Raw genomic sequence first — 19,690 nt, forward strand, 5'->3', positions numbered from 1 at the left:
GGGAAATTCAGCTGTGCATGGTCCAGACGGACTTGGTTTCCAGGTATCCGTCGAGGCTGTCCGGGCCCAGGTCGCGGCCGTAGCCGGACTGGTGGAACCCGCCGAAGGGAGCCGCCGGATCGGTCAACCCCCACCCGTTGACGTAGACGGTTCCGGCCTGCAGTCGGCGGGTCATCGTCTGGACGGTGTTCACATTCTTCGTCCAGATGCCCGCGGCCAAGCCGTAGTCGCTGGCATTCGCGCGCTCGATGACCTCGTCGATGTGGTCGAAGGTGAGAACGACGACGACCGGACCGAAGATCTCCTCACGGGCGCATTCCATGTCGTCGGTCGCATTGGCGATGATCGTCGGGGGGTGGAAGTGTCCGGTCAGATCCTCGGGTATCTGCGCGCCCTGATAGATCGTGGCGCCCTCTTCCTTTGCGCGCTGGACGTATCCCCGGACACGCTCGAGTTGCGCTTTGTTGGCCAGGGGCCCGAAGTCGACGCCCTCCTCGATGCCGGGCCCGATCCTCAACTGGCCGGCGATCGCGGTGAGTCGCTCGATGACCTCGTCGTGAATGTCATTGTGCACAAACAATCGCGATGGGGCGCTGCAAGTTTGGCCGGAGTGCCAGAAGATGCCACCCGCCGAACCGGTCACCGCCTCCTGCACATCGGCGTCGGGAAGGATGATGTTGGCGGACTTGCCGCCCAGTTCGAGCGTCACCCGTTTGACGTCGTCCGCGGCTTGGCGGGCGATGTGCTTGCCGACCTTCGTCGAGCCGGTGAAGGTGAGCTTGTCGACCCCGGGATGGGTGACCAGTGCTTGCCCGGCGGTTCCGCCAGTGCCGGGGACGACGTTGAGCACGCCGGCGGGAAGTCCGGCCTCGGTGGCCAGCTCCGCCAGCCACAGCGCCGACAGGGGCGTTTCCTCGGAAGGCTTGAGGACAATCGTGCACCCGGACGCGAGGGCGGGACCGATCTTCCATCCGCACAGCAGAAGCGGGAAGTTCCACGCGGTGATCGCGCCCACCACCCCGACCGGCTCACGTTCGGTGCGTATGTAAATGTTGGGATGAGATACCGGGACGGTCGAACCGACAATCTTGGTGGGCCAACCGGCGTAGTAGTGAAATGCTCGGGCGGCGAACTCGACATCGATGTTTCGTGCTGCGCCGAGAACCTTTCCTGCATCAAGGACCTCGAGCTGAGCGAAGTCGTCGGCGTGCTGGTAGATCAGATCGCCGATCCGGTGGAGGATGCGTCCGCGGTCGAGTGGGCTCATCTGCCGCCAGGGAGCGGACTCGGCGAACGCGCGCCGGGCCGCCTCGACCGCGTCGGCGACGTCGTCCACCCCTCCCGAGGCCGCAACCGCAATCTGGCGCCCGGTTGCCGGGTCGAAGATGGGAAGCTCCTCGCCGCTGCGCGCTGCGCGCCGTTCGCCGTCGATGAAGACGTGCGGCGCCGCGTCCAAACGCTTGACGACAGCCGAGGAGAGCAGGTGATCAGTCGATGCGGTGGTTGTCATCGTGCCTCTCAAAATGGATATGTGATACATCAGGTGTGACGCACATTACGTCAGGACGCCCATGAAGTCGAGTCCGACCTGGACGGTGTGGAAACGCGATACGCAGAACTCGACGGGCTGACGACGGATGGTTTCGAAAACCAGCAGGTCAGAGCGATGCTGAAGGTGTCTCGGCGGGGAAAAGCGCGGGTGTGGTGTGTTGCCGAGGGCGATGTGCCCGCCCTCCTGTCGACCGCGTTACACTAGCGATTGTTGATGATTGATCAAATTAGGAGTCGATATGACCACGTCCGACGCTGAGGTCGAATTGTCGAATCGTCGTGCACGGAACGGTGGCAGGAGTGAGGATGCTCGTCCTCATGTCTCGCGGCGGAACATGAGTGGTCAGGTCGTCGACTACATCAAGAACATGATCTTCGACGGGTCTCTGATCCGGGGGCAGCGAGTGCCACAGGACCAAATCGCCAAAGACCTCGGGGTCAGTCGCCTGCCGGTTCGGGAAGCGCTCATCACTCTCGAGGCCGAGGGGTTGATCGACTCCGAACCTCATCGTGGTTCTTTCGTCGTTCCCATCCTGCGCGAGGACATCGACGATCACTACCGGATCTACGGAATGGTGCAGGGGCTCGCATCGCGGCGCGCTGCGTCGCGGATCACGCAACCAACGCTTGCCCGGCTGCAGGAGCTGCACGAGGGCATGCAGGCGAGCGATGATCCTGATCTATTACACAACCTGAACTGGGAGTTCCACGCTCTCATCAACCAGACCGGTGGCAGTCGGCGCCTGTTGTCGGTGCTGCGGCAGCTGGCCAAGAACCTGCCACGGGCCGTGTACGAGGCACCCCCGGGGGCGAGCCCGGAAGCCAATCGGGGGCACCAGAAGATTTTGGACGCCTTGAGGAGTGGAGACGCGGCAGCGGCGGATGCCGCATCGCGCGAACATGTCCAGTTCGAGGGGGAGTACGTGATCGCCAAGCTCAAGCGCGATGGGATCCTCGCCGACGACGCCTAGTGGCAGGCACAAACTTGTCAGTTCTACGTCGTTCACGGCCTGGCCGGCAGGTGGCCGGGTACGGCGGGGCGAGTGTCAGCGAGTGGGGCATGCGATTCGCGGCTGGCGCAACACCAGTGCAATGACTTCTGCCCGTGTGCGCACGCCCAGCTTGCGCAGGATACTGCTGACGTGAAAGCGCACGGTGCTCTCGGCGATGTAGAGCTGCTGTCCGATCTCGCGGTTGGACGAGCCCGCGACCAGGCACCCGAGCACGTCGCGCTCTCGGCCGCTCAATGATGGCCAGGATGCCGAACCGCCGGTGCCATGGATGTCTTTTGGAACCGCGACGAGCTGACTGAGGATGTCGAGAGCCACACGACGGGCGGCCTGGTCGTCCAGCTCGTCCGATCGCAGTGCCGTCACTGCGCGGTGGACAGCGGAACACCTCACGGCACCAGGAACTGTCTCGTTCCGCGAATAGCAGTCGGGACAGGATGTCGACACCTATACCTCCTTTCTAGGCACTGCCGCTTCACGAAGCTCAGATTGTATCAACTATCCGTGCGCTTCCAGCGGGTGCGGGGGTAAACGTCCGGCAGCCTTGTCGAACATCGCCAGTTTAACCGTCCTTTCAAGGACGAAGGGACGAGTCGTTGGCCGTAAGACTTGATAAGTGATACAAAAAGACGCACACTTTGTGGCGCGCGCCACAGCGTGTTCCCCTCCTCCTCGATCGCCCCTCGACGTCACCAGGAGATCCGATGACAGAAATAGCCGTTGACGATGGTTTGCGCGAGAGACCGCCAGCCACTCCTGCCTCGGAGGGGCCGCTGAGGCCCTATCACTGGGCCGTCATGGTGCTCGGCGTGCTCGGTTACGCGACCATCGCGGCCGACGCCGCAATCTTCCCCACCAGTTACCCCCTCGTCCAACAAAGTCTGGGATTCTCCGACAGCGCTGTCGGATACATCTATGCAGCCGGATTCTTCACCTGCGGTGTCATCGCTATGTTCCTCATCGGCCCCATGACCGACCGGTTCGGCCGTAAGCCTCTATTCATAGCGGCTATCGCGATTTGCTCGGCGTTCACGATTCTGACTGGCTTCGCCTGGAACACAGCATCATTCGGTGTCATGCGGTCGATCGCAACCATCGGTTATGTCTCGTGGGGGCTAGCCACCGTACTCATTGCGGAATCGGTACCCGCGAAGCATCGCGGATGGATGACCGGGACTGTGCCAGTGGGGTGGGCCATCGGATTCGGATCGTCGGCGTTCTTCTCCGAACACATCGCCGCCGGCATGGGATGGCGGGCGGTGTTCTGGATCGTCGGCACACTCCCCTTGGTCTTCGGTATCGCCGTCTCCTTCGTCATCAAGGAAACACCGCACTTCCAGGATCTCCAGCATGCCCGTCGAACTGGGGCGAGCAGGTTCCACATCGACGTCGCTATGACGGAGAAGAGTGTGCTCGCTCAGCTGTGGGCAGCCGATATGCGTCGCCGCACCATCGGCGTCACCGTGTTCTTCCTCTTCATCGTGCCCCAATACGCCATCATGTCCTACTTCGGACTGAGCTTCATGCAGGCGAAGGACATTTCGTTCCTCGAGGCCAACCGTGCGATCAGCTGGGCGAACTGGCTCGGTATCGTCACCATCCTCGCCGCCAGTTTCCTCACACGGGGCAAAGGTGCCCACTACACCCTCACGGCCGTTGGAGTGCTCGGATCTGTATGCGCCATCTTCATGGTGTACCTGGCGACACCGTCGACGATCGTGCCCTGGTTCATCGTGTACGTCTTGATCACCATCGGTCTCTGGGGCGGATCCTCGAATTTTCTCCAGGAAGCCTTCCCCACGCGTATCCGTGGCACGGGCGGAGCCTGGGGTTCGGGCATGCTGTGGGCCAGCTACGGAACTCTCGCGCTCGTCGTCGCCCCGCTGCTGACCCTCTACAGCTGGAATGTGCTGGTCATCGTCTTCGGTGCCGTGCTGCCGCTGATCGCGTTGGTCGGCCTGTGGCTGGTCCCGCAGCCGAAGGCGCTCAACTCCAACCTCGAAGACCTGGTGCACTGACATGCGTTGCTGCACAACCGGGACCAACCGGAGCATTGCGACCCCGCCATCGAACAAAATCCCCTTGTGCTACCCCACCGGCCCCTGGCCGAGCGACACGATGCCCTGGCCCGAAGGAAAGAACCGATGAACGTTTTCGACGTCGAAGATCACGGACCCGGCCCAGCAGTGCTTTTCAGCCACGGCACGCTCCTGGATCGGACCATGTACGCCGCGCAAACCGCTGCTCTGGCCGATCGCTACCGAACCATCGCCTATACCAGCAGGGCCGGAACATCGGAATACGCCACCGCGTACGACCTCGACTCGCTGGTCTCCGATTGCCTGGAGGTGGCCGCGCGAGCAGGAGTCGACCGATTCGTGCTGGTGGGAATGTCGGTGGGCGGGTTCATGGCGATCGAGTTGGCCTTGAAGTACCCAGAACGGCTGGCCGGGCTGGTCCTGATGGACACGATGGCAGACGCCTACACCAGCGAGGAGAAGGCTCAGTTCGCCGAAGTGTTCCTGCCCATGAAGAGCGAAGACCCCATCCCCGCGACCTTCGCAGAAACTTTCATTCCTATCATTTTCGGCCCGCAGGCCGTCGCGAACCGTCCTGACTTGATCGATTCGTGGGTGCGCAAGTGGCGAGCTAGACCATCGCGGTCGGTGTGGGGCGAATACAACTCGTGGATCAGCAAGAGCGACCGCCTCTCCCGCCTGTCCGAGATAGAGATCCCGACCCTCATCGTGCACGGTGAGCAGGACAACGGCATCGACATTGCAGCTGCCGAACGGATGCATGCCCGGATACCGGGATCAGCTTTCGCCCGAATCCCCGGCGCGGGCCACCTGGTGACTGAGGAAAACCCCGACGCCGTATCAACGGCGCTGGCCAGCTTCCTTGACGCCCTTCCGCGTTGGTAGGCCCGACCGCACAGCCTCGCCCACCCCACGCCACCGACGACCCTGAACATGGACACCGAATGAAACCCACCACCCTCGACAACGACGTCACGATCATCTCCGGCGGCAGCCGCGGCATCGGCACCGCCATCGTCCGGACACTGAGCGAGCACGGCAGTGCGGTCACCATCGCCGGCGGCTGCGCCGAGAGCGGCCGTCGACTTGCCGACGAACTGGGTCCACGATGTCACTACATCCCACATGACGTCACCGACGAACAATCCTGGCAGGACGTCATCGACAGCACCGTCGGCCGGCACGGCAAGGTGACGGCACTGGTCAACAATGCGGGTATCTACAAACCGGAAGGCGACATCGAGAACACCAGTCCGGAGAACTTCAACTCCCATTACCGGGTCAACCAACTCGGAGTCTTTCTCGGCATGAACGCCGTCGCGGGGCTGATGAAGGCAGCCCGCCACGGCAGTATCGTCAACATCTCCTCCATCGCCTCCCACCGCGCCTACCCCAACCAAATCTCCTACACCACAACCAAATGGGCGGTTCGAGGTATGACCAAAGCTGCCGCAGTGGATCTCGGACAGTTCGGCATCCGGGTCAACTCGGTTCATCCCGGATTCATCGATACCAGCATGCTGGACGTTGTTCCCGACTCACAACGAGAGGCCGTGGTCAGCGCGACACCACTCGGGCGCCTCGGCCAGACCGACGAAATCGCTGCATTCGTGGCCTACCTTGTCTCCCCGTCGAGCGGCTTCGTTACCGGCGCCGAACTCGTGATCGACGGCGGACTCTCCGCATGAACGTCGCCCACTCCCAGCCCCCGTGCCAACACGTCACCACGACTACTCCCTCGAGCCATTTTCCTGGAGGAACCCATCATGAGCGTGACTGAAAAACGCTCCACCACAAAGATGCTGCGGGTTACCGCAGCAGGATTCGCCGGCACTGCCCTCGAGTACTACGACTTCTTCCTGTACGGCACCGCCGCAGCCCTCGTGTTCGGGCCCTTGTTCTTCCCGTCATACAGCCCGCTAGCAGGGACCCTCGCCTCCTTCGCGACTTTCGCGGTCGGATTCCTGGCCAGGCCGTTGGGCAGTGTTCTCTTCGGCGGAATGGGGGACAAGGTCGGTCGGCGCAAGACGCTCGTGTTTTCGCTGTTGATGATGGGCACCGCGACGGTTCTGATCGGCGTACTTCCGACATTCGAGCAAGTCGGCTGGTTCGCTCCGCTCCTGCTGGTCACCCTCCGATTCGTGCAAGGCATCGCGATGGGCGGAGAGTGGGGTGGAGCTGCTCTGATGCTCGTCGAGCATTCACCCCCGCACCGGCGCGGGCTGTACGGAAGCACCGTTCAGATGGGGGTACCCGGCGGACTCCTGCTGTCGACCATCGCCATCACCGTCAGTGACCACATTTCCGGCGACGCCTTCGAGACCTGGGGTTGGCGGATCCCGTTCCTGCTCAGCGCCGTCCTTTTCGCCATCTCGATGTTCATTCGCCTCGGCGTCGAGGAAACTCCGGACTTCACCGAACTGCAGACCGCCTCGGCCCAGCAAAGCACCCCGGTGCGTTCACTACTGCGCAATCAATGGCGGGAAGTCGCTCTGGCCGCGGGCGTCATCGCGCCTGGAGGCATCCTGTTCTATCTGGTGTCCACCTACGCCGTCTCCTACGGCACCACGATCTTGGACATCAGCCGCACCTCGATGCTCAATGCGCTGCTCGCCGCATCAATCGTCTACTTGATCAGCCTGCCGGTATCCGGTCATCTGAGTGACCGGTTCTCCCGCCGCATCGTCATTCTCGCCGGGTGCTTCACCGCTCTGTTCGGAGGTTTCGTGCTGTTCGCGCTGATGGATACCGGGTCGGGGTGGGCCGCGTTCTTGGGTATCACCTTCATGCTGGCGGTGGTGCATTCGGCACTGCAAGCCCCGCAGCCGGCGTTCCTTGCGGAGCGATTCAGTGTCGATGTCCGGTTCAGCGGCGTCGCGTTGAGTCAGGCGCTGTCAGTTAGTGTCATCGGTGGCACCGCCCCGTTCATGGCGACGCTGTTCTACAGCTGGACACACTCCACCTGGCTGATCTGTACCTGGCTCGCACTCTGGAGCGTGGCTGGGGCCGTCTCGACGATCGCGCTCAGCAGGAGACCATGCGCGATCGACGATGCCGACCAGCGACCGGCCGATACCGACCGGGAACCCCGACTCGGTGCGTCACGACAACTGACCGGCACCCACGAATAGTTCCGTAGATGCGCATAGCTCCGCGGACACCGCATCCGCGGAGCTATGCGCCGGGGGTACCCGGCGCGCCACCGACATAACGCCACTCGATCCGACCACGCAGTCCGCCGAGAATCTCGGCGGGCGTCGTCCCGAGCGCGTGAGCCCACCGCTGCGCACCCGCGGTGCTGCCAGCGGTTCCCCCGAACAACACGGCGCGATCTCCTTCCACCACATCGGTGTCGGTCCCGAGGTAGACCAGTATCTGATCCATGCACACCCGCCCGACCTGAGGGCGCCACCTGCCGCCCAGCAGCACCGACATACGGCCACCCAGCGCACGCGGAATCCCGTCCGCGTACCCCACAGGCAGCAATGCGATCGAACAGTCCCTCTCTGCCACCCACCGGAATCCGTACGAGACCCCGTCGCCCGCCGCGATCTTCTTCACCAGCGCCACCTCCGCCGACAACGTCAGGGCCGGAACCAGTTCCGCTTCGAGGGCAGAACCGGTTGGCGCGACACCGTACAGACCGAGATCGGCGCGGACCAGGTCGAAGCGTAAGTCACTGCGACGCAGCGCCTGCGCGCCGGCGAGATGGGCGGATTCGAAGGTCACCCCGGCTGCGCGTGCGAACCGTAAGTACTCGAGAAAATGGTCGCGGTCTCGATCCACCACAGAGTCGGCATTGGTGTCGTCGCCGGTCGACGAGTAGATGCCGCGAACGTGCACCGTCCCCTCCGATTGAGCGGCGCGTAGCGACCGGATCAGATCTGCCCAGTGCGGGACCCGCTGGGGTGCACGTCCGCAGTCGACGGCCACCTGGACCGTCGCAGTTGTCCCGCACCGTGCCGCCGCCCTCACGGCCGCCACCTGATCGGCGGATTCAACCGTTACGGCGACGCCGGTTCGTATTCCCGCGTCGAGGCAGTCCTCCCCGTACCCACGTACCGGCGCGAACGCCAGGATCGGGGCGCCGATACCGGCCCGGCGAAGTGCGCACCCTTCATCGATCGTCCGAACCCCCAGTTCCCGCGCCCCAGCCGCCAAGGCGGTGACCGCGACCGGCACCGCACCGTGGCCGTACGCGTTGGCCTCGACTACCGCCATCAACGACGCCGTCCCGGCCCGAGCGGCCAGGGCCCTCGTGTTCCGGGAGGTGGCGTCCAGGTTCACACAGGCCTCGATCACCGGTCGACGGCCCTCCAGAGATCCGGCGCCGGGAGCGACATCGGTCTCCGAGTGGAAGGCTGACACGGTTCTGGCCCTCGATTCAATGGCAAGCACCCACCCATACAGGGGTGGGGAGGACGGAGTGCCTCGGACGAGGCTGCGAATTCTGCCTGACACCTTACTCGGCCACAACCTCGGTCATCGGGCATGTAATTTGACCACGTTAAGCCCAGTTCGGTCGACTGCCAGATTATCCTCGATTCAGTAGGCGAGGTGGGTGATGAGCCGATTCAAGGCACCAGATGCCGGTCCGAGGGGATAGATGGCCGAGACCGATCCGGGGGCAACACAGCGCGACCAGACTCCAGACATCGCCACGGAGCTGGCGGCGGAGGGATTCGAGTGCGCCACCGAGATCGGACGGGGCGGCTTCGGGATGGTGTACCGCTGCGAAGAGCGGACTCTCGATCGCGTCGTCGCGGTCAAGGTGCTCACCACCTATCACGACTCGGAAGGCGTGGCCCGCTTTCTCCGTGAGCAAAAAGCAATGGGACGCCTGTCCGGGCACCCCAACATAGTCACGATTTATCGCGTCGGAACGACGGGCGCCGGCCAACCGTACATCGTCATGCACTACCACGAGCCGGGCTCCCTCCAGGCACTGATCGAGTCGGGTCCGATTTCCTGGATCCGTGTCCTGCACCTCGGGATCAAGGTGGCCGACGCGCTCGAGGCCGCCCACCAGCAATCCATCCTGCACCGAGACATCAAACCCGCGAACATCTTGATCGACACCTTCGGAGAGCCGCAGCTGACAGATTTCGGCATCGCCCGCATCACCGGCGGATTCGAGACCACGGCCGGTGTCGTGACCGGATCACCCGCCTACACCGACCCCGACGTGCTGCTCGGGCATCCCCCCAGCCCAGCCGGCGATATCTACAGCCTCGGAGCGACCCTGTTCAGCGCGCTCACCGGACACGCGGCCTTCGAACGGCGCAGCGGTGAGCCTCTGATCGCTCAGTTCCGGCGCATCACAAATCCGACCGGTCCCTTGCTAGGTGACTGGCGGGGAGACATCCCCGAGGAACTCTGCACTGCGATCGAGCATGCCATGGACCGCGATCGCGGCAACCGTCCCCGCGCGGCAGCCGAATTTGCGGACCAGTTACGCCACGTCCACCACAACTCCGAGAGCAGCGCACCCGAGGGGATCGCGCCAGAATTGAGCGCCGACCCGGAACACCATTCATCAACGTCCGGTTTCCAATCCCCGTCACCGCACTCGCGGACGCCGACACCCTCCGGTCGGTACTCGGCACCTCCCACGCCCGCCACCAGATTCCGACCACCACCACCGAGCCGCACCCTGGTCCCCCGTGCCCGCCTGATGCAGGCTCTCCACACCGATCGACGGCGGCGCCTGGCCGTGATTCACGCACCCACCGGCTACGGAAAAAGCACCACGGCGGCACAGTGGCTCCGTCAGCTCGCCGACGAGGGCATCGCCACCGCATGGTTGACCGTCGACCGAGACGACAACAATCCGCTGTGGTTCCTCGCACATCTCATCGAAGCCGTCACCACCGCATTGCCGGCCGTGGCGACCGACTTGCGGGACACCTTCGAAGCACACGGTGACCACGCATGCCCGCACGTGCTGACAACGCTGATCAACACACTGCACGATCAGGACCAACACCTGGCCCTCGTCGTCGACGACTGGCATCGGGTCTCGGATCCCTCGAGTGTGGCGACGCTGACGTACCTACTGGACAACGGGTGCCACCACATCCAGGTCATCGTGACCAGTCGCAGCAAAACAGGACTGCCGATGAGCCGAATGCGCGTTCTCGACGAACTGGTCGAGATCGATTCGGCAGTACTGCGATTCGACGAAGAAGAAACACGCACCTTCCTCACTGAAACATCGGGAGTGGACCTGGCGACAAGTGACATCGCCAACCTGGCGAGGTCGACCGACGGGTGGGCCGCCGCCATCCAGCTGGCGTCGCTATCTCTGCGCTCGTCCGCGGACCCCGCCGGTTTCATCGAACACCTCTCGGGCCGCCACCAAGCGATCGGAGATTTCCTCGCCGAGAACGTCCTCGACTCCATCGACACGGACACACGCGCATTTCTGCTGGCCACCGCCATTCCCGACCGCATCTGCGCCGACCTCGCCTCCACCCTGACCGACGTGCGACGCGGACAGGCGATGCTCGAGCTGATCGAAGAACGCGACCTGTTCCTGCGCCGAGTCGACGACGAAGGACACTGGTTCCGCTACCACCACATGTTCGCCGAATTCCTACGCGGCCGCCTCGACACCGACTTTCCCGGACGATCGACGCAGTTGCATCGCTCCGCCTCCACCTGGTTCGCCGAGCACCACTTCCTCAGCGAAGCGGTCGATCACGCACTGCGTGCCGGCGATACGACCGGTGCGGCGGAACTGATCGAACGCGACGGGACGTATCTGCTCGAGCATTCGCAGATGTCGACGTTGCGTGGACTCGTCGACAAGCTGCCGATCGACAGCGCGGTATCGAATCCGCGGCTGCAGCTCGCCGCCGCCTGGTCGAACATCCTGCTCTACAACCCCGACCCGGCTCTGCAGGCACTCGACCGCGTCGATACCGCGCTCACCCACCGCAGCGACCCGGACACCCCCGCGCTGGCCGCCGAAGCGTCGGTGGTCAGAGCAGTCGTGGAATTGCGCGCCGACCGCGCCTCTCGCATCGACGACTTGGTGCGTCCGTGTCTCGATCGACCCGATGACCTCAGGCCGTGGGTCGTATCCGTCGCGGCGAACGTCGCGACGTTCGCCGCAATCTGCCAAGCGGACTATCGCGCCGCCTATGCCCTTCAGCAATGGGCCGCAACGTATCACCAGCGGAACAACGGGCCGTACAACTCGGTGCACGGACACTGTTGGGTGGGTATAGCCGCCTTCGAGCAACTCGACGTGAGCTTGGCGGAATCGAGTTTCCGAACCGCGATGAAGATCGCTCAGCAAATGGATGGACGTCGGTCGTACACAGCTCGGCTGGCCGGGGGCCTGCTCGGTGAAGTTCTGTACGAGAAGGGTCAGATCGTCGAGGCCGAGCGACTGCTCGACGACGGATTCGACCTCGGGCCACACGCGGGGGCCGTCGACTTGAAGATCACCCGGTACGTCGTCGGAGCCCGAATCAAAGCGATTCGCGGTGACCGTTCGGCGGCGGTTCAACGGCTGGACGAGGGCGCACGATTCTCCATGCAGATGCAGCTGCCGAGGCTCCACAGCGCCATCGTCAACGAAGCGGCGCGCCTGGATCTCGTCCTGCCGTCCTCAGATGCACAACCTGAGGACCTCACCTATGCCGAACGCGCCGAGCAAGTGTCCGGTCTCGACGAGGCGATCGCGCAGTACCGGGAGGAGGCGGCAATCCGGGGATTGGTGCGAACCGGATCCCCGGCGAATACCGACCTCGCATGCCAGTGGGCCAGAGAGTGGGTAGAGCGCCTCGCGGACAGCGAACGCCACCGGGCCGCGCTGCGGGCCCGCCGACTGCTGGCCGGCTGCCTCGCCGCATCCGGCCGCAGCGAAGAGGCCGGAAAGGTGCTCACCGGGGTGATAGCCCGCTGCTCGCAGGCCGGGTTGGTGCGGTTCCTCGCCGACGGGGGCGAACACGTCATGGACACCCTCCAACACATCGTCGACACCGACCATCCACCAACTCATCCGCCGCACTCGTCGGACGTGCCCCGCGACTTCTTGTTGGCGGCGCTCGCGGCTGATGCCGGCCTGACGTGAGACCCCCTACCGCAGGGGGGACACCGCATCGTCGGTGTCGTGTTGAACTGACCGTCGGGCCACGGTTCCCGCGGCAGAGAAGAGGATCAGGCCCGCCCCGATGGCGAGCCAGATGGCTGCCGTAAGCATGCCGATGCCAAATCCCCACGGGCTGACCCCCGAAGCGAGTGCCGGACCGGCGCTGGCACCGAGGAAGGTAAAGGATCCGTACAGTGCCGTTGCGCCGCCCGTTTCCTCCGGATGTACTTGCGCCAGAAGTGATTCGACGATGGCCGACGCCGTAATGGCGATGGCCGCCACGAGCACCAGCACCGTGATCGACAAGGCAACCAGGGAACCTGACAGAACCGATCCGCCCGCACCCATCGCCGCCACACCCATCGCCGCCACACCCATCGCCGCCACACCCATTGCCGCCGCGCCCCGGCGGGCCGGTCGGCACCGCCTCAGCACCCGACCCAGAAATGGAATGACGAGCAGTGCCGGCACGGTGGCCAATCGCAGCACCTGCAGGGCCTCGGGATTTCCGGCAATTGAAGGCGGCCCCACCAGCGAGATGGTGGTGAAGACGCTGACATACGCCCCGAGGAAAGTGGCTGCAGCACCAAACAGCGCGACCAACCGCCACCTGCCCAGAATCGTCACCAGGACTCCGAAAAGGCGCGTACCACCGGGGTGGTCCCTGGGCTGCGCCCTCGGAACCAACGCAGCAACTGCCACGGTTGCCACCACGAGCGCGCCTGCGCCGACCACAAAGACCGCACGCCAGCCGGCTGCAGCGGCGATCATCTGCGCGGCGACGGGAACGACCGCCGCAGCGGCGAGAAAACCGCTGGTCAAGCAGCTCAAAGCGAGTAGGCGGTGGCGCGGATCGATGCTCTCGGCGATATACGTGAACGCGGCCGGGGCGAAGGCGGCGGCTGCGCAGCCCTGCCCCGCGCGAGCGATCAACTCCAGAAGGAGCGTGGACGGCAGCGCTGCCAGCAGTGTGGTGACCGCGGCGGCGAACAGGCCGACCGTCATCACGGTATGCGGCCCGAACCGCGACGCCAGCGGCCCCGCGGCGAGGAAGCCGAGAGCATAGGCGACGCCGAACACAGTGGAGGTTGCCGTCACGTGCGCAGGGTCGACACCGAAGGTAGCGGCCATCTGCGGAAGTAGCGCCAGTACCGAGTACATCTGTCCCACAGCGGTGATGGCCGTAACGGTGAGAATGACGATTACTCGTCCGGACGGGGCATATCGATCCCGGACTACGTTGATCGGACCGATGTCGGTGTTCGGCTGTAGGCCCACACCGCCTCCTTCGTGCGTTCCCGATGGGTGAACCGTGTGATGGTCGCGCCTATCGCTTCGTGGTGGCCCAGTAGCACACCGGGCACGGATCGTGGGCCCCCATCAGCGGCGCCGGCGCAGGTCCATCCGGTAGCTGTAGCGGCGGGGATTGAGTCGCGAGGTGGTGAACTCGACCGGCCGCCCCCCGGCGTCGTGGTACAGCCGCTCGATGAGCAAGACGGCGTCTCCCGCCGAGCATCCGATCAGTTCGCTCTCCGCCTCCTCGGCTTGGGTGGCGTGGATATTCTGAGTTGCGGAGACGATGCTCTCGGGTAGTAATCGCTCTGCCGATTGAATGATCGTGCTGTCGGTCTCCCACAGTCCCCGCTCGATCACGTTGTCCGCCAATGAGGAAACCATGTAGTGCCGGGTCAAGGCGAAAGGCGCATGGTTGTAGCAGCGTTGGACGAGTGCGCAGCGGACGTCTGAGATATCCGCACCGAGGTGGCGGGCGATCGCGGGCTCGCTCACTCCCCGTCGGAAAGGCTCGAGTAACCGGGTGGTGGTGCCGGGCCAGCTCATGATTTCGTCGAGCGATCCGATTGCACGCTGGTAGCGACCTGAGTTCGTCTCGTGCCCAATCAAGTACGTGCCACTGCCCTGGACGCGGTGCACCATGCCCTCCTCGACCAGGTGACCGATCGCTTGCCGGATCGTGTGTCTGCTGACGCCGAAACTCTGCCGAAGTTGGTCTTCGGTGGGCAGCTTGTCACCCACGGCGTACTCACCGCGTTCGGCTCGCCGCCGAAGTTGTTCGGCGACGAGCCGGTACGCGGGACGCCTGAGATACGAATGCGTCTCCACAATCACGCCTGTCTGTCATTTCCTCGCGGAGGGTGCTTCCTCGCTGAACAGCGACACCCCGCGGGTCTCGGGCAGATACCGCAGCAGAAGCACGAACGACAGCGCTGCAATCGCGACCAGGTAGAGAGCGGGCGCGACGATGAGCGCTGCCGCAGCTGCGATGGCGGTGGCGATGAACGGGCCGGGCCCGCCGATGAGGGCCTGCGCGACGTTGAAGCCGATCGAGCTACCCGTCACCCGCAGTCGGGCCGGGAAGAGCTCGACCATGAGAACGCCGAGCATGACATTGGCCAGGGCCTCGAAGGCCGCGAAAATCACCAGGCCGATCAGGGCGAGGTACCAGGTGCCGGTCGAGAGCAGAACGAAGCAGGGGACGGCGGTCAGAGCAATGCCACCGGCGCCGAGCAGCATCGTGCGTCGGCGACCGATACGGTCGCCGATCATCCCTGCCACGGGGCACATGAGCGAGTAGATGAGCAACCCGAGCACCGCGAGTTCGAGGGCGGCGGTCTTGGTCATGTGGACCTCGACAGTGAGGAAGGTGACCACGAAGGTTGCAAGGTAGTAGAAGCCGAGGCCGGTCACCGCGGTGCAGACGAACACCAGGAGGATTCCGGATCGGCTGTGCTTGCCGGCGTTGCGCAGGGGGGCGTGCTCGACCTCGTGAGCGCGCTGGAGCTCCTGGAATACGGGAGTGTCCTCGAGCCGGAGCCGGACGTAGAGGCCGAGGACGGCCAGCGGGCCGGCGACGAGGAAGGGGACGCGCCAACCCCAGGTCGTCATCTGGTCGTCGGACAGCAGGGTGGTCAGCAGCAAGGTCACCGCACCCCCGGCCATGACCCCGATGCCGGCGCCGGCGGAGACCACACTGCTCCACAGCCCGCGTCGGCGGGCCGGTGCATATTCGACGAGGAAGGCAGCTGCGCCGGCGTACTCGCCACCCGCGGAGAATCCTTGGGCGCACCGAAGGAGCACCAGAAGAGCGGGAGCGGCAAGGCCGATCGTGGCGTAGGTCGGCAGGATGCCGATGCCGATGGTGCAGATACCCATGACGACGATTGCGAGTGAGAGCGCCGCACGGCGACCGGCGCGATCGCCGAAAGCCCCGATCAGCAGCCCCCCGAGCGGACGAAAGAGGAACGCGACGCCGAAAACGGCGAGGGAGGCCAACAGCGACGTAGTGGCGTTCCCGGACGGAAAGAACAGCGCCCCGATGGTCGCGGCCAGAAACCCGTACACCGCGAAGTCGAACCACTCGAGGAAGTGGCCGATGCCCGCGGCGACGGCCACGCGTCGAGACACGTGGGGTGCCAGCGTCCCCGATGAGGTCAGCGCATCAGTCGTCGGTGCATCTCCCGCAATCGTGGGGGGTAACGGCGATACAGGGGGTGGGTTCGTCATCGAGGTCTCCTCGGGAAGCGTCGTGGACTTCTTTCGCCACGACGTGAATTTGGTCCTGCGGGAATCTGATCGGTCTTTTGGCGCGCCCATGATCCTCCGCCTGGCAGCTCGCAGTGAAGTAAGCCACAGTTGTACGGATGACTTGAAGCTAGTCAGGGTCGGTGCTTGCGTCAACCCCTCAAAAGTTGCGCGCCGGCCGCTGGGCGGGAACTGGCCGATGAAAATGCTGTGAACTGGCAATTGAATGCCCACTGGCGTCTAGTCCATGGGCGGAATGGGAAGGGGTCGGTTTCCATTCGCGTCATGATTGACAGATGTAAGACTTCGCAATAGTGTCTCAAGTCATACGGACAAATTGTGGCGACGGCGGGGATCGGATCCGCGTCCGCGGGCGGCTCCCACAGGAACCGCAACTGACGTGTCCACGAATCATGGAAGGGAAGTGCGCATGTCTGGCAGCACGATCGCCGAACGACTCGGTGTCTTCGCCGCAGGTCTGGAGGTCGATGCGCTTCCACAATCGGTCGTCGAGCGGACGACAGGGTGCCTCATCCACGCGTTGGCGGTGGGGATGGCCGGGTCTGCGGCCGGCTTCGGTCGACAGGCCGAGCAGGCCAGCCCTGGAGTGAGTTCGCCTCCGAACCTGGAGGGATACGCCCGCTCGCTGGTGACCGGGCAATGGCATCCGGCCTCGACGGCGGCCTTCATCAACGGAGTGCATCTGCATGCCCGGGCGCAGGAAGACACACACGGTACTTTTCATCCGGGAGTGAGCGTCATCCCCGCAGCCCTGGCGGCCGCAGAGTCCAGCGCTGTCGACGGCCGGACCCTGCTGGCGGCGGTGGTCGCGGGTTACGAGGTGGGTATTGCACTGTCGGGGCCGCTCACGGACCTGACCACCCCGCCCTTTCGTGCGACGGCGGTCTTCGGGCCGGTGGCTGCCGCCGCTGCCGTCGGGCGGATCCGCGGCCTGAGCGGCGAACGCATGACCTCCGCACTGGCGATCGCCGCATCGATCTCGGGCGGCACGTCCGAATCGTTCGGTGCGGGAACCGACGAGTGGCATTTCCAGTCGGGGATCGCGGCGACGAGCGGGCTGATGGCAGCGCAACTCGCCGAAACCGGTGTCGCGGGGTCCCGGACGGCGTTCGAGGCCGAAGCAGGATTCCTCGACTGCTTCTCGCGATCGCGGGAGGCAGCGGAAACACTCGCCCGTGACCTCGGCCGGTCCTGGAACATCCTCGACGTCACCTTCAAGCCGTACCCGGTGTGTGCGTTCAATCAGGCGCCGGCCATGCTCGCGGTGCGGCTTCGCGAGTCCGGTCTCCGCGCCGACGAGGTCGCGTCGATCCGGCTGCGGATGAACGAACGCGAAGCCACCTATCCGGGCATGCCCTCGCGGGGGCCCTTCGCCAGCACCTCACAGACACTCATGAGCGCCAGATTCGCCTTCGCGACCGGTCTCGTCCAAGGCGACATCACCTACGACCTGCTGCAACAGTTCACCGATCCCCAGGTGCTCGACCTCATCGGCAAGATCGACCTCGTCGCCGAGCCGGGACGCTCAGCGAAAACCGCACACGCTACCGTGACCCAGATCGACGGCACCACGGTCCACGACGCCATCGAGGACTCCGATGCGATGCTGTCGTGGCACATGGACGGCGTCGTCCGCAATGCCGAACGCCTCGCGACCGAGATTCCGTTGGTGACAGAGGAATTGGAGACCTTGGTCGACAGCGTGGCCACGTTGCCGCAGGCGTCCTCCGTCGACCCGTTGATCCGGTCGGCACTGGCGGGAATCTCCGTCGGAACGTGAGGACAGCATCCCCACATCCTCCTTGATGTGCGCGGTACCTCGAAGCCGATACCGCGGCCCCAATTGACAGTGCCGGGCACTCGGTCCGGCCGTGAAACGAGAAAGAGCACTATGACCGAGAACGTCGTTGCCACCGCCGAGAGACGAAACAGCGAACTCCAACACCGAAAGATGTACATCGACGGCGAATGGGTCGATGCGATTTCCGGTGAGGTTTTCGAGACCGTCAACCCGTACAACGGGCAGGCCTGGGCCACTGCACCACTCGCTGGACCGGCCGACGTGAAGAAGGCCGTCGAGGCCGCACGCCGGGCGCTGTCCGGGCCGTGGGGATCGATGTCCGCGGCGCAGCGAGGTGTCCTGATCCGCAGGTTGGCGGCGCTGATCGAGCCCCAAGCAGAGGAGCTCGCGCGCATCGAGACCACCGACAACGGCAAGGTCATCCGCGAGACACGCGGCCAGATGGCCGGGCTACCGGCGACCTACGAATTCTTCGCCGGCGCTGCCGACAAGATTTTCGGTGACACCATCTCCGCGCCCCAGACGAACTTCTTCACCTACACCCGCCGCGAGCCGATCGGCGTGGTCGCCGCAATCTTGCCCTGGAACAGCCCGCTGTTCCTGCTGGCGAGCAAGCTCGCGCCCGCCCTGGCCGCGGGATGCACATTTGTCGCCAAGCCGGCCGAGCAGACGCCGTCGTCCACCCTCGAGTTCGCGAAACTCGTTGATGAAGCCGGTTTCCCGCCTGGAGTGTTCAACGTCGTCACCGGCGCCGGAGCCACTGGAGCCGCGCTGACCGCCGAACCCGGGGTGGACAAAGTCACCTTCACCGGATCGACTGCCACCGGAATCGCGGTCATGAAGAGCGCCGCCGACCACATCGCGGAGGTCACCCTCGAACTCGGCGGCAAGTCCCCGAACATCATCTTCCCCGACGCCGACATCGATGCGGCCGTCAACGGGGTGATGGCAGGAATCTTCGCCGCCACCGGTCAGACCTGCATCGCAGGAAGTCGGTTGCTGGTCCACGAATCGATCCGCGACGCCGTCGTCGAACGGCTCGCCCAGCGCGCACCCCAGATCAAGATGGGTGATCCGCTCGACATCGAAACCGAAATGGGCCCCATCGCCTTCGCCGAGCAACTCGAGAAGGTTCGCTACTACGTCGACCTCGGAGTCAGCGAAGGCGCCACGGTGGTGTGCGGCGGAGAGCGTCCGCAAGACACCGACCTGGCCGACGGGTACTTCTTCCAGCCCACCATCCTCAGCGGCGTCGACAATTCGATGCGCGTGGCACGGGAAGAAATCTTCGGACCGGTGCTGTCGGTCATCACCTTCACCTCGGAAGAGGAGGCGGTCCAGATCGGCAACGACACGACCTACGGACTCGCCGCGGCGGTGTGGACCAAAGACATCCAACGCGCACACCGCGTGGCGCACCGCCTCGAGGCCGGCACGATCTGGGTCAACTCCTACCGTGTGCTCGCCAACAACGTCCCCTACGGCGGCTTCGGCCAGAGCGGCATCGGCCGCGAAAACGGCATAGAAGGCCTCGACGCGTACCTGCAGACCAAATCCATCTGGGTCGAACTCACCGGCGAAAGCCGCGACCCCTTCAAACTCGGCTGAGCCCACGAGGAGAACAAAC

The 19,690-nt window shown here is 64.5% G+C and carries 14 protein-coding genes; 8 read left to right on the top strand and 6 right to left on the bottom strand.

Translation table 11 applies throughout. The annotated features are described in order from the left end of the window. Positions 1-7: 7 nt before the first annotated feature. On the bottom strand, positions 8-1,510 hold the full coding sequence (locus tag G9373_RS28580) for an aldehyde dehydrogenase family protein (protein ID WP_167117926.1): 1,503 nt from the start codon (positions 1,508-1,510) through the stop codon (positions 8-10). Positions 1,511-1,790: 280 nt separating this feature from the next. On the opposite strand from G9373_RS28580, the gene G9373_RS28585 reads away from it, so the two are divergent. Then, the gene (locus tag G9373_RS28585) at positions 1,791-2,522 is read left to right on the top strand and encodes a GntR family transcriptional regulator (protein ID WP_167117931.1); all 732 of its coding nucleotides are present in this window, start codon (positions 1,791-1,793) and stop codon (positions 2,520-2,522) included. A 75-nt stretch (positions 2,523-2,597) separates the two neighbouring features. Here G9373_RS28585 and G9373_RS28590 read toward each other — a convergent pair whose 3' ends face one another. Further along, positions 2,598-2,927, bottom strand: a complete 330-nt coding sequence (locus tag G9373_RS28590) for a helix-turn-helix transcriptional regulator (protein ID WP_241031751.1) — start codon at positions 2,925-2,927, stop codon at positions 2,598-2,600. Positions 2,928-3,265: 338 nt separating this feature from the next. On the opposite strand from G9373_RS28590, the gene G9373_RS28595 reads away from it, so the two are divergent. From G9373_RS28595 to G9373_RS28610, 4 genes are all read left to right on the top strand, one after another. Continuing rightward, the gene (locus G9373_RS28595; RefSeq protein WP_167117937.1) at positions 3,266-4,579 is read left to right on the top strand and encodes an MFS transporter; all 1,314 of its coding nucleotides are present in this window, start codon (positions 3,266-3,268) and stop codon (positions 4,577-4,579) included. A 126-nt stretch (positions 4,580-4,705) separates the two neighbouring features. Beyond that, a complete protein-coding gene (locus G9373_RS28600) occupies positions 4,706-5,485 on the top strand; it encodes an alpha/beta hydrolase (protein ID WP_167117940.1) in 780 nt (259 codons plus the stop codon). 59 nt (positions 5,486-5,544) lie between these two features. After that, on the top strand, positions 5,545-6,288 hold the full coding sequence (locus G9373_RS28605) for a glucose 1-dehydrogenase (protein WP_167117943.1): 744 nt from the start codon (positions 5,545-5,547) through the stop codon (positions 6,286-6,288). Positions 6,289-6,366: 78 nt separating this feature from the next. Further along, positions 6,367-7,731, top strand: coding sequence for an MFS transporter (locus tag G9373_RS28610; protein WP_167117946.1), 1,365 nt, complete (start codon positions 6,367-6,369; stop codon positions 7,729-7,731). 43 nt (positions 7,732-7,774) lie between these two features. Here the strand turns inward: G9373_RS28610 and alr are convergent, their stop codons facing one another. Continuing rightward, entirely contained in the window at positions 7,775-8,968 is a 1,194-nt protein-coding gene (alr, locus tag G9373_RS28615; protein ID WP_167117949.1) for an alanine racemase, read from the bottom strand. 238 nt (positions 8,969-9,206) lie between these two features. On the opposite strand from alr, the gene G9373_RS28620 reads away from it, so the two are divergent. After that, on the top strand, positions 9,207-12,683 hold the full coding sequence (locus G9373_RS28620; protein WP_167117952.1) for a serine/threonine-protein kinase: 3,477 nt from the start codon (positions 9,207-9,209) through the stop codon (positions 12,681-12,683). A 6-nt stretch (positions 12,684-12,689) separates the two neighbouring features. On the opposite strand, the gene G9373_RS28625 is transcribed toward G9373_RS28620, so the two are convergent. From G9373_RS28625 to G9373_RS28635, 3 genes are all read right to left on the bottom strand, one after another. Further along, complete coding sequence (locus tag G9373_RS28625) at positions 12,690-13,979, bottom strand: MFS transporter (protein WP_167117955.1); 1,290 nt, start codon at positions 13,977-13,979, stop codon at positions 12,690-12,692. A 102-nt stretch (positions 13,980-14,081) separates the two neighbouring features. Further along, the gene (locus G9373_RS48280; RefSeq protein WP_346842857.1) at positions 14,082-14,828 is read right to left on the bottom strand and encodes a GntR family transcriptional regulator; all 747 of its coding nucleotides are present in this window, start codon (positions 14,826-14,828) and stop codon (positions 14,082-14,084) included. A gap of 9 nt (positions 14,829-14,837) precedes the next feature. Next, positions 14,838-16,223 carry an MFS transporter gene (locus G9373_RS28635; RefSeq protein WP_240960787.1) on the bottom strand — a complete coding sequence of 462 codons (1,386 nt, stop codon included), beginning with the start codon at positions 16,221-16,223 and terminating at the stop codon, positions 14,838-14,840. 448 nt (positions 16,224-16,671) lie between these two features. Here G9373_RS28635 and G9373_RS28640 point away from each other — a divergent pair, with 448 nt between their 5' ends. Continuing rightward, positions 16,672-18,042, top strand: a complete 1,371-nt coding sequence (locus tag G9373_RS28640) for an MmgE/PrpD family protein (protein ID WP_167117957.1) — start codon at positions 16,672-16,674, stop codon at positions 18,040-18,042. A gap of 111 nt (positions 18,043-18,153) precedes the next feature. Continuing rightward, positions 18,154-19,671 carry an aldehyde dehydrogenase gene (locus G9373_RS28645; protein ID WP_167117959.1) on the top strand — a complete coding sequence of 506 codons (1,518 nt, stop codon included), beginning with the start codon at positions 18,154-18,156 and terminating at the stop codon, positions 19,669-19,671. Positions 19,672-19,690: the final 19 nt, after the last annotated feature.

Source organism: Rhodococcus sp. A14 (assembly GCF_011603105.1).
GTDB classification, from domain to species: Bacteria; Actinomycetota; Actinomycetes; order Mycobacteriales; family Mycobacteriaceae; genus Rhodococcus_F; species Rhodococcus_F opacus.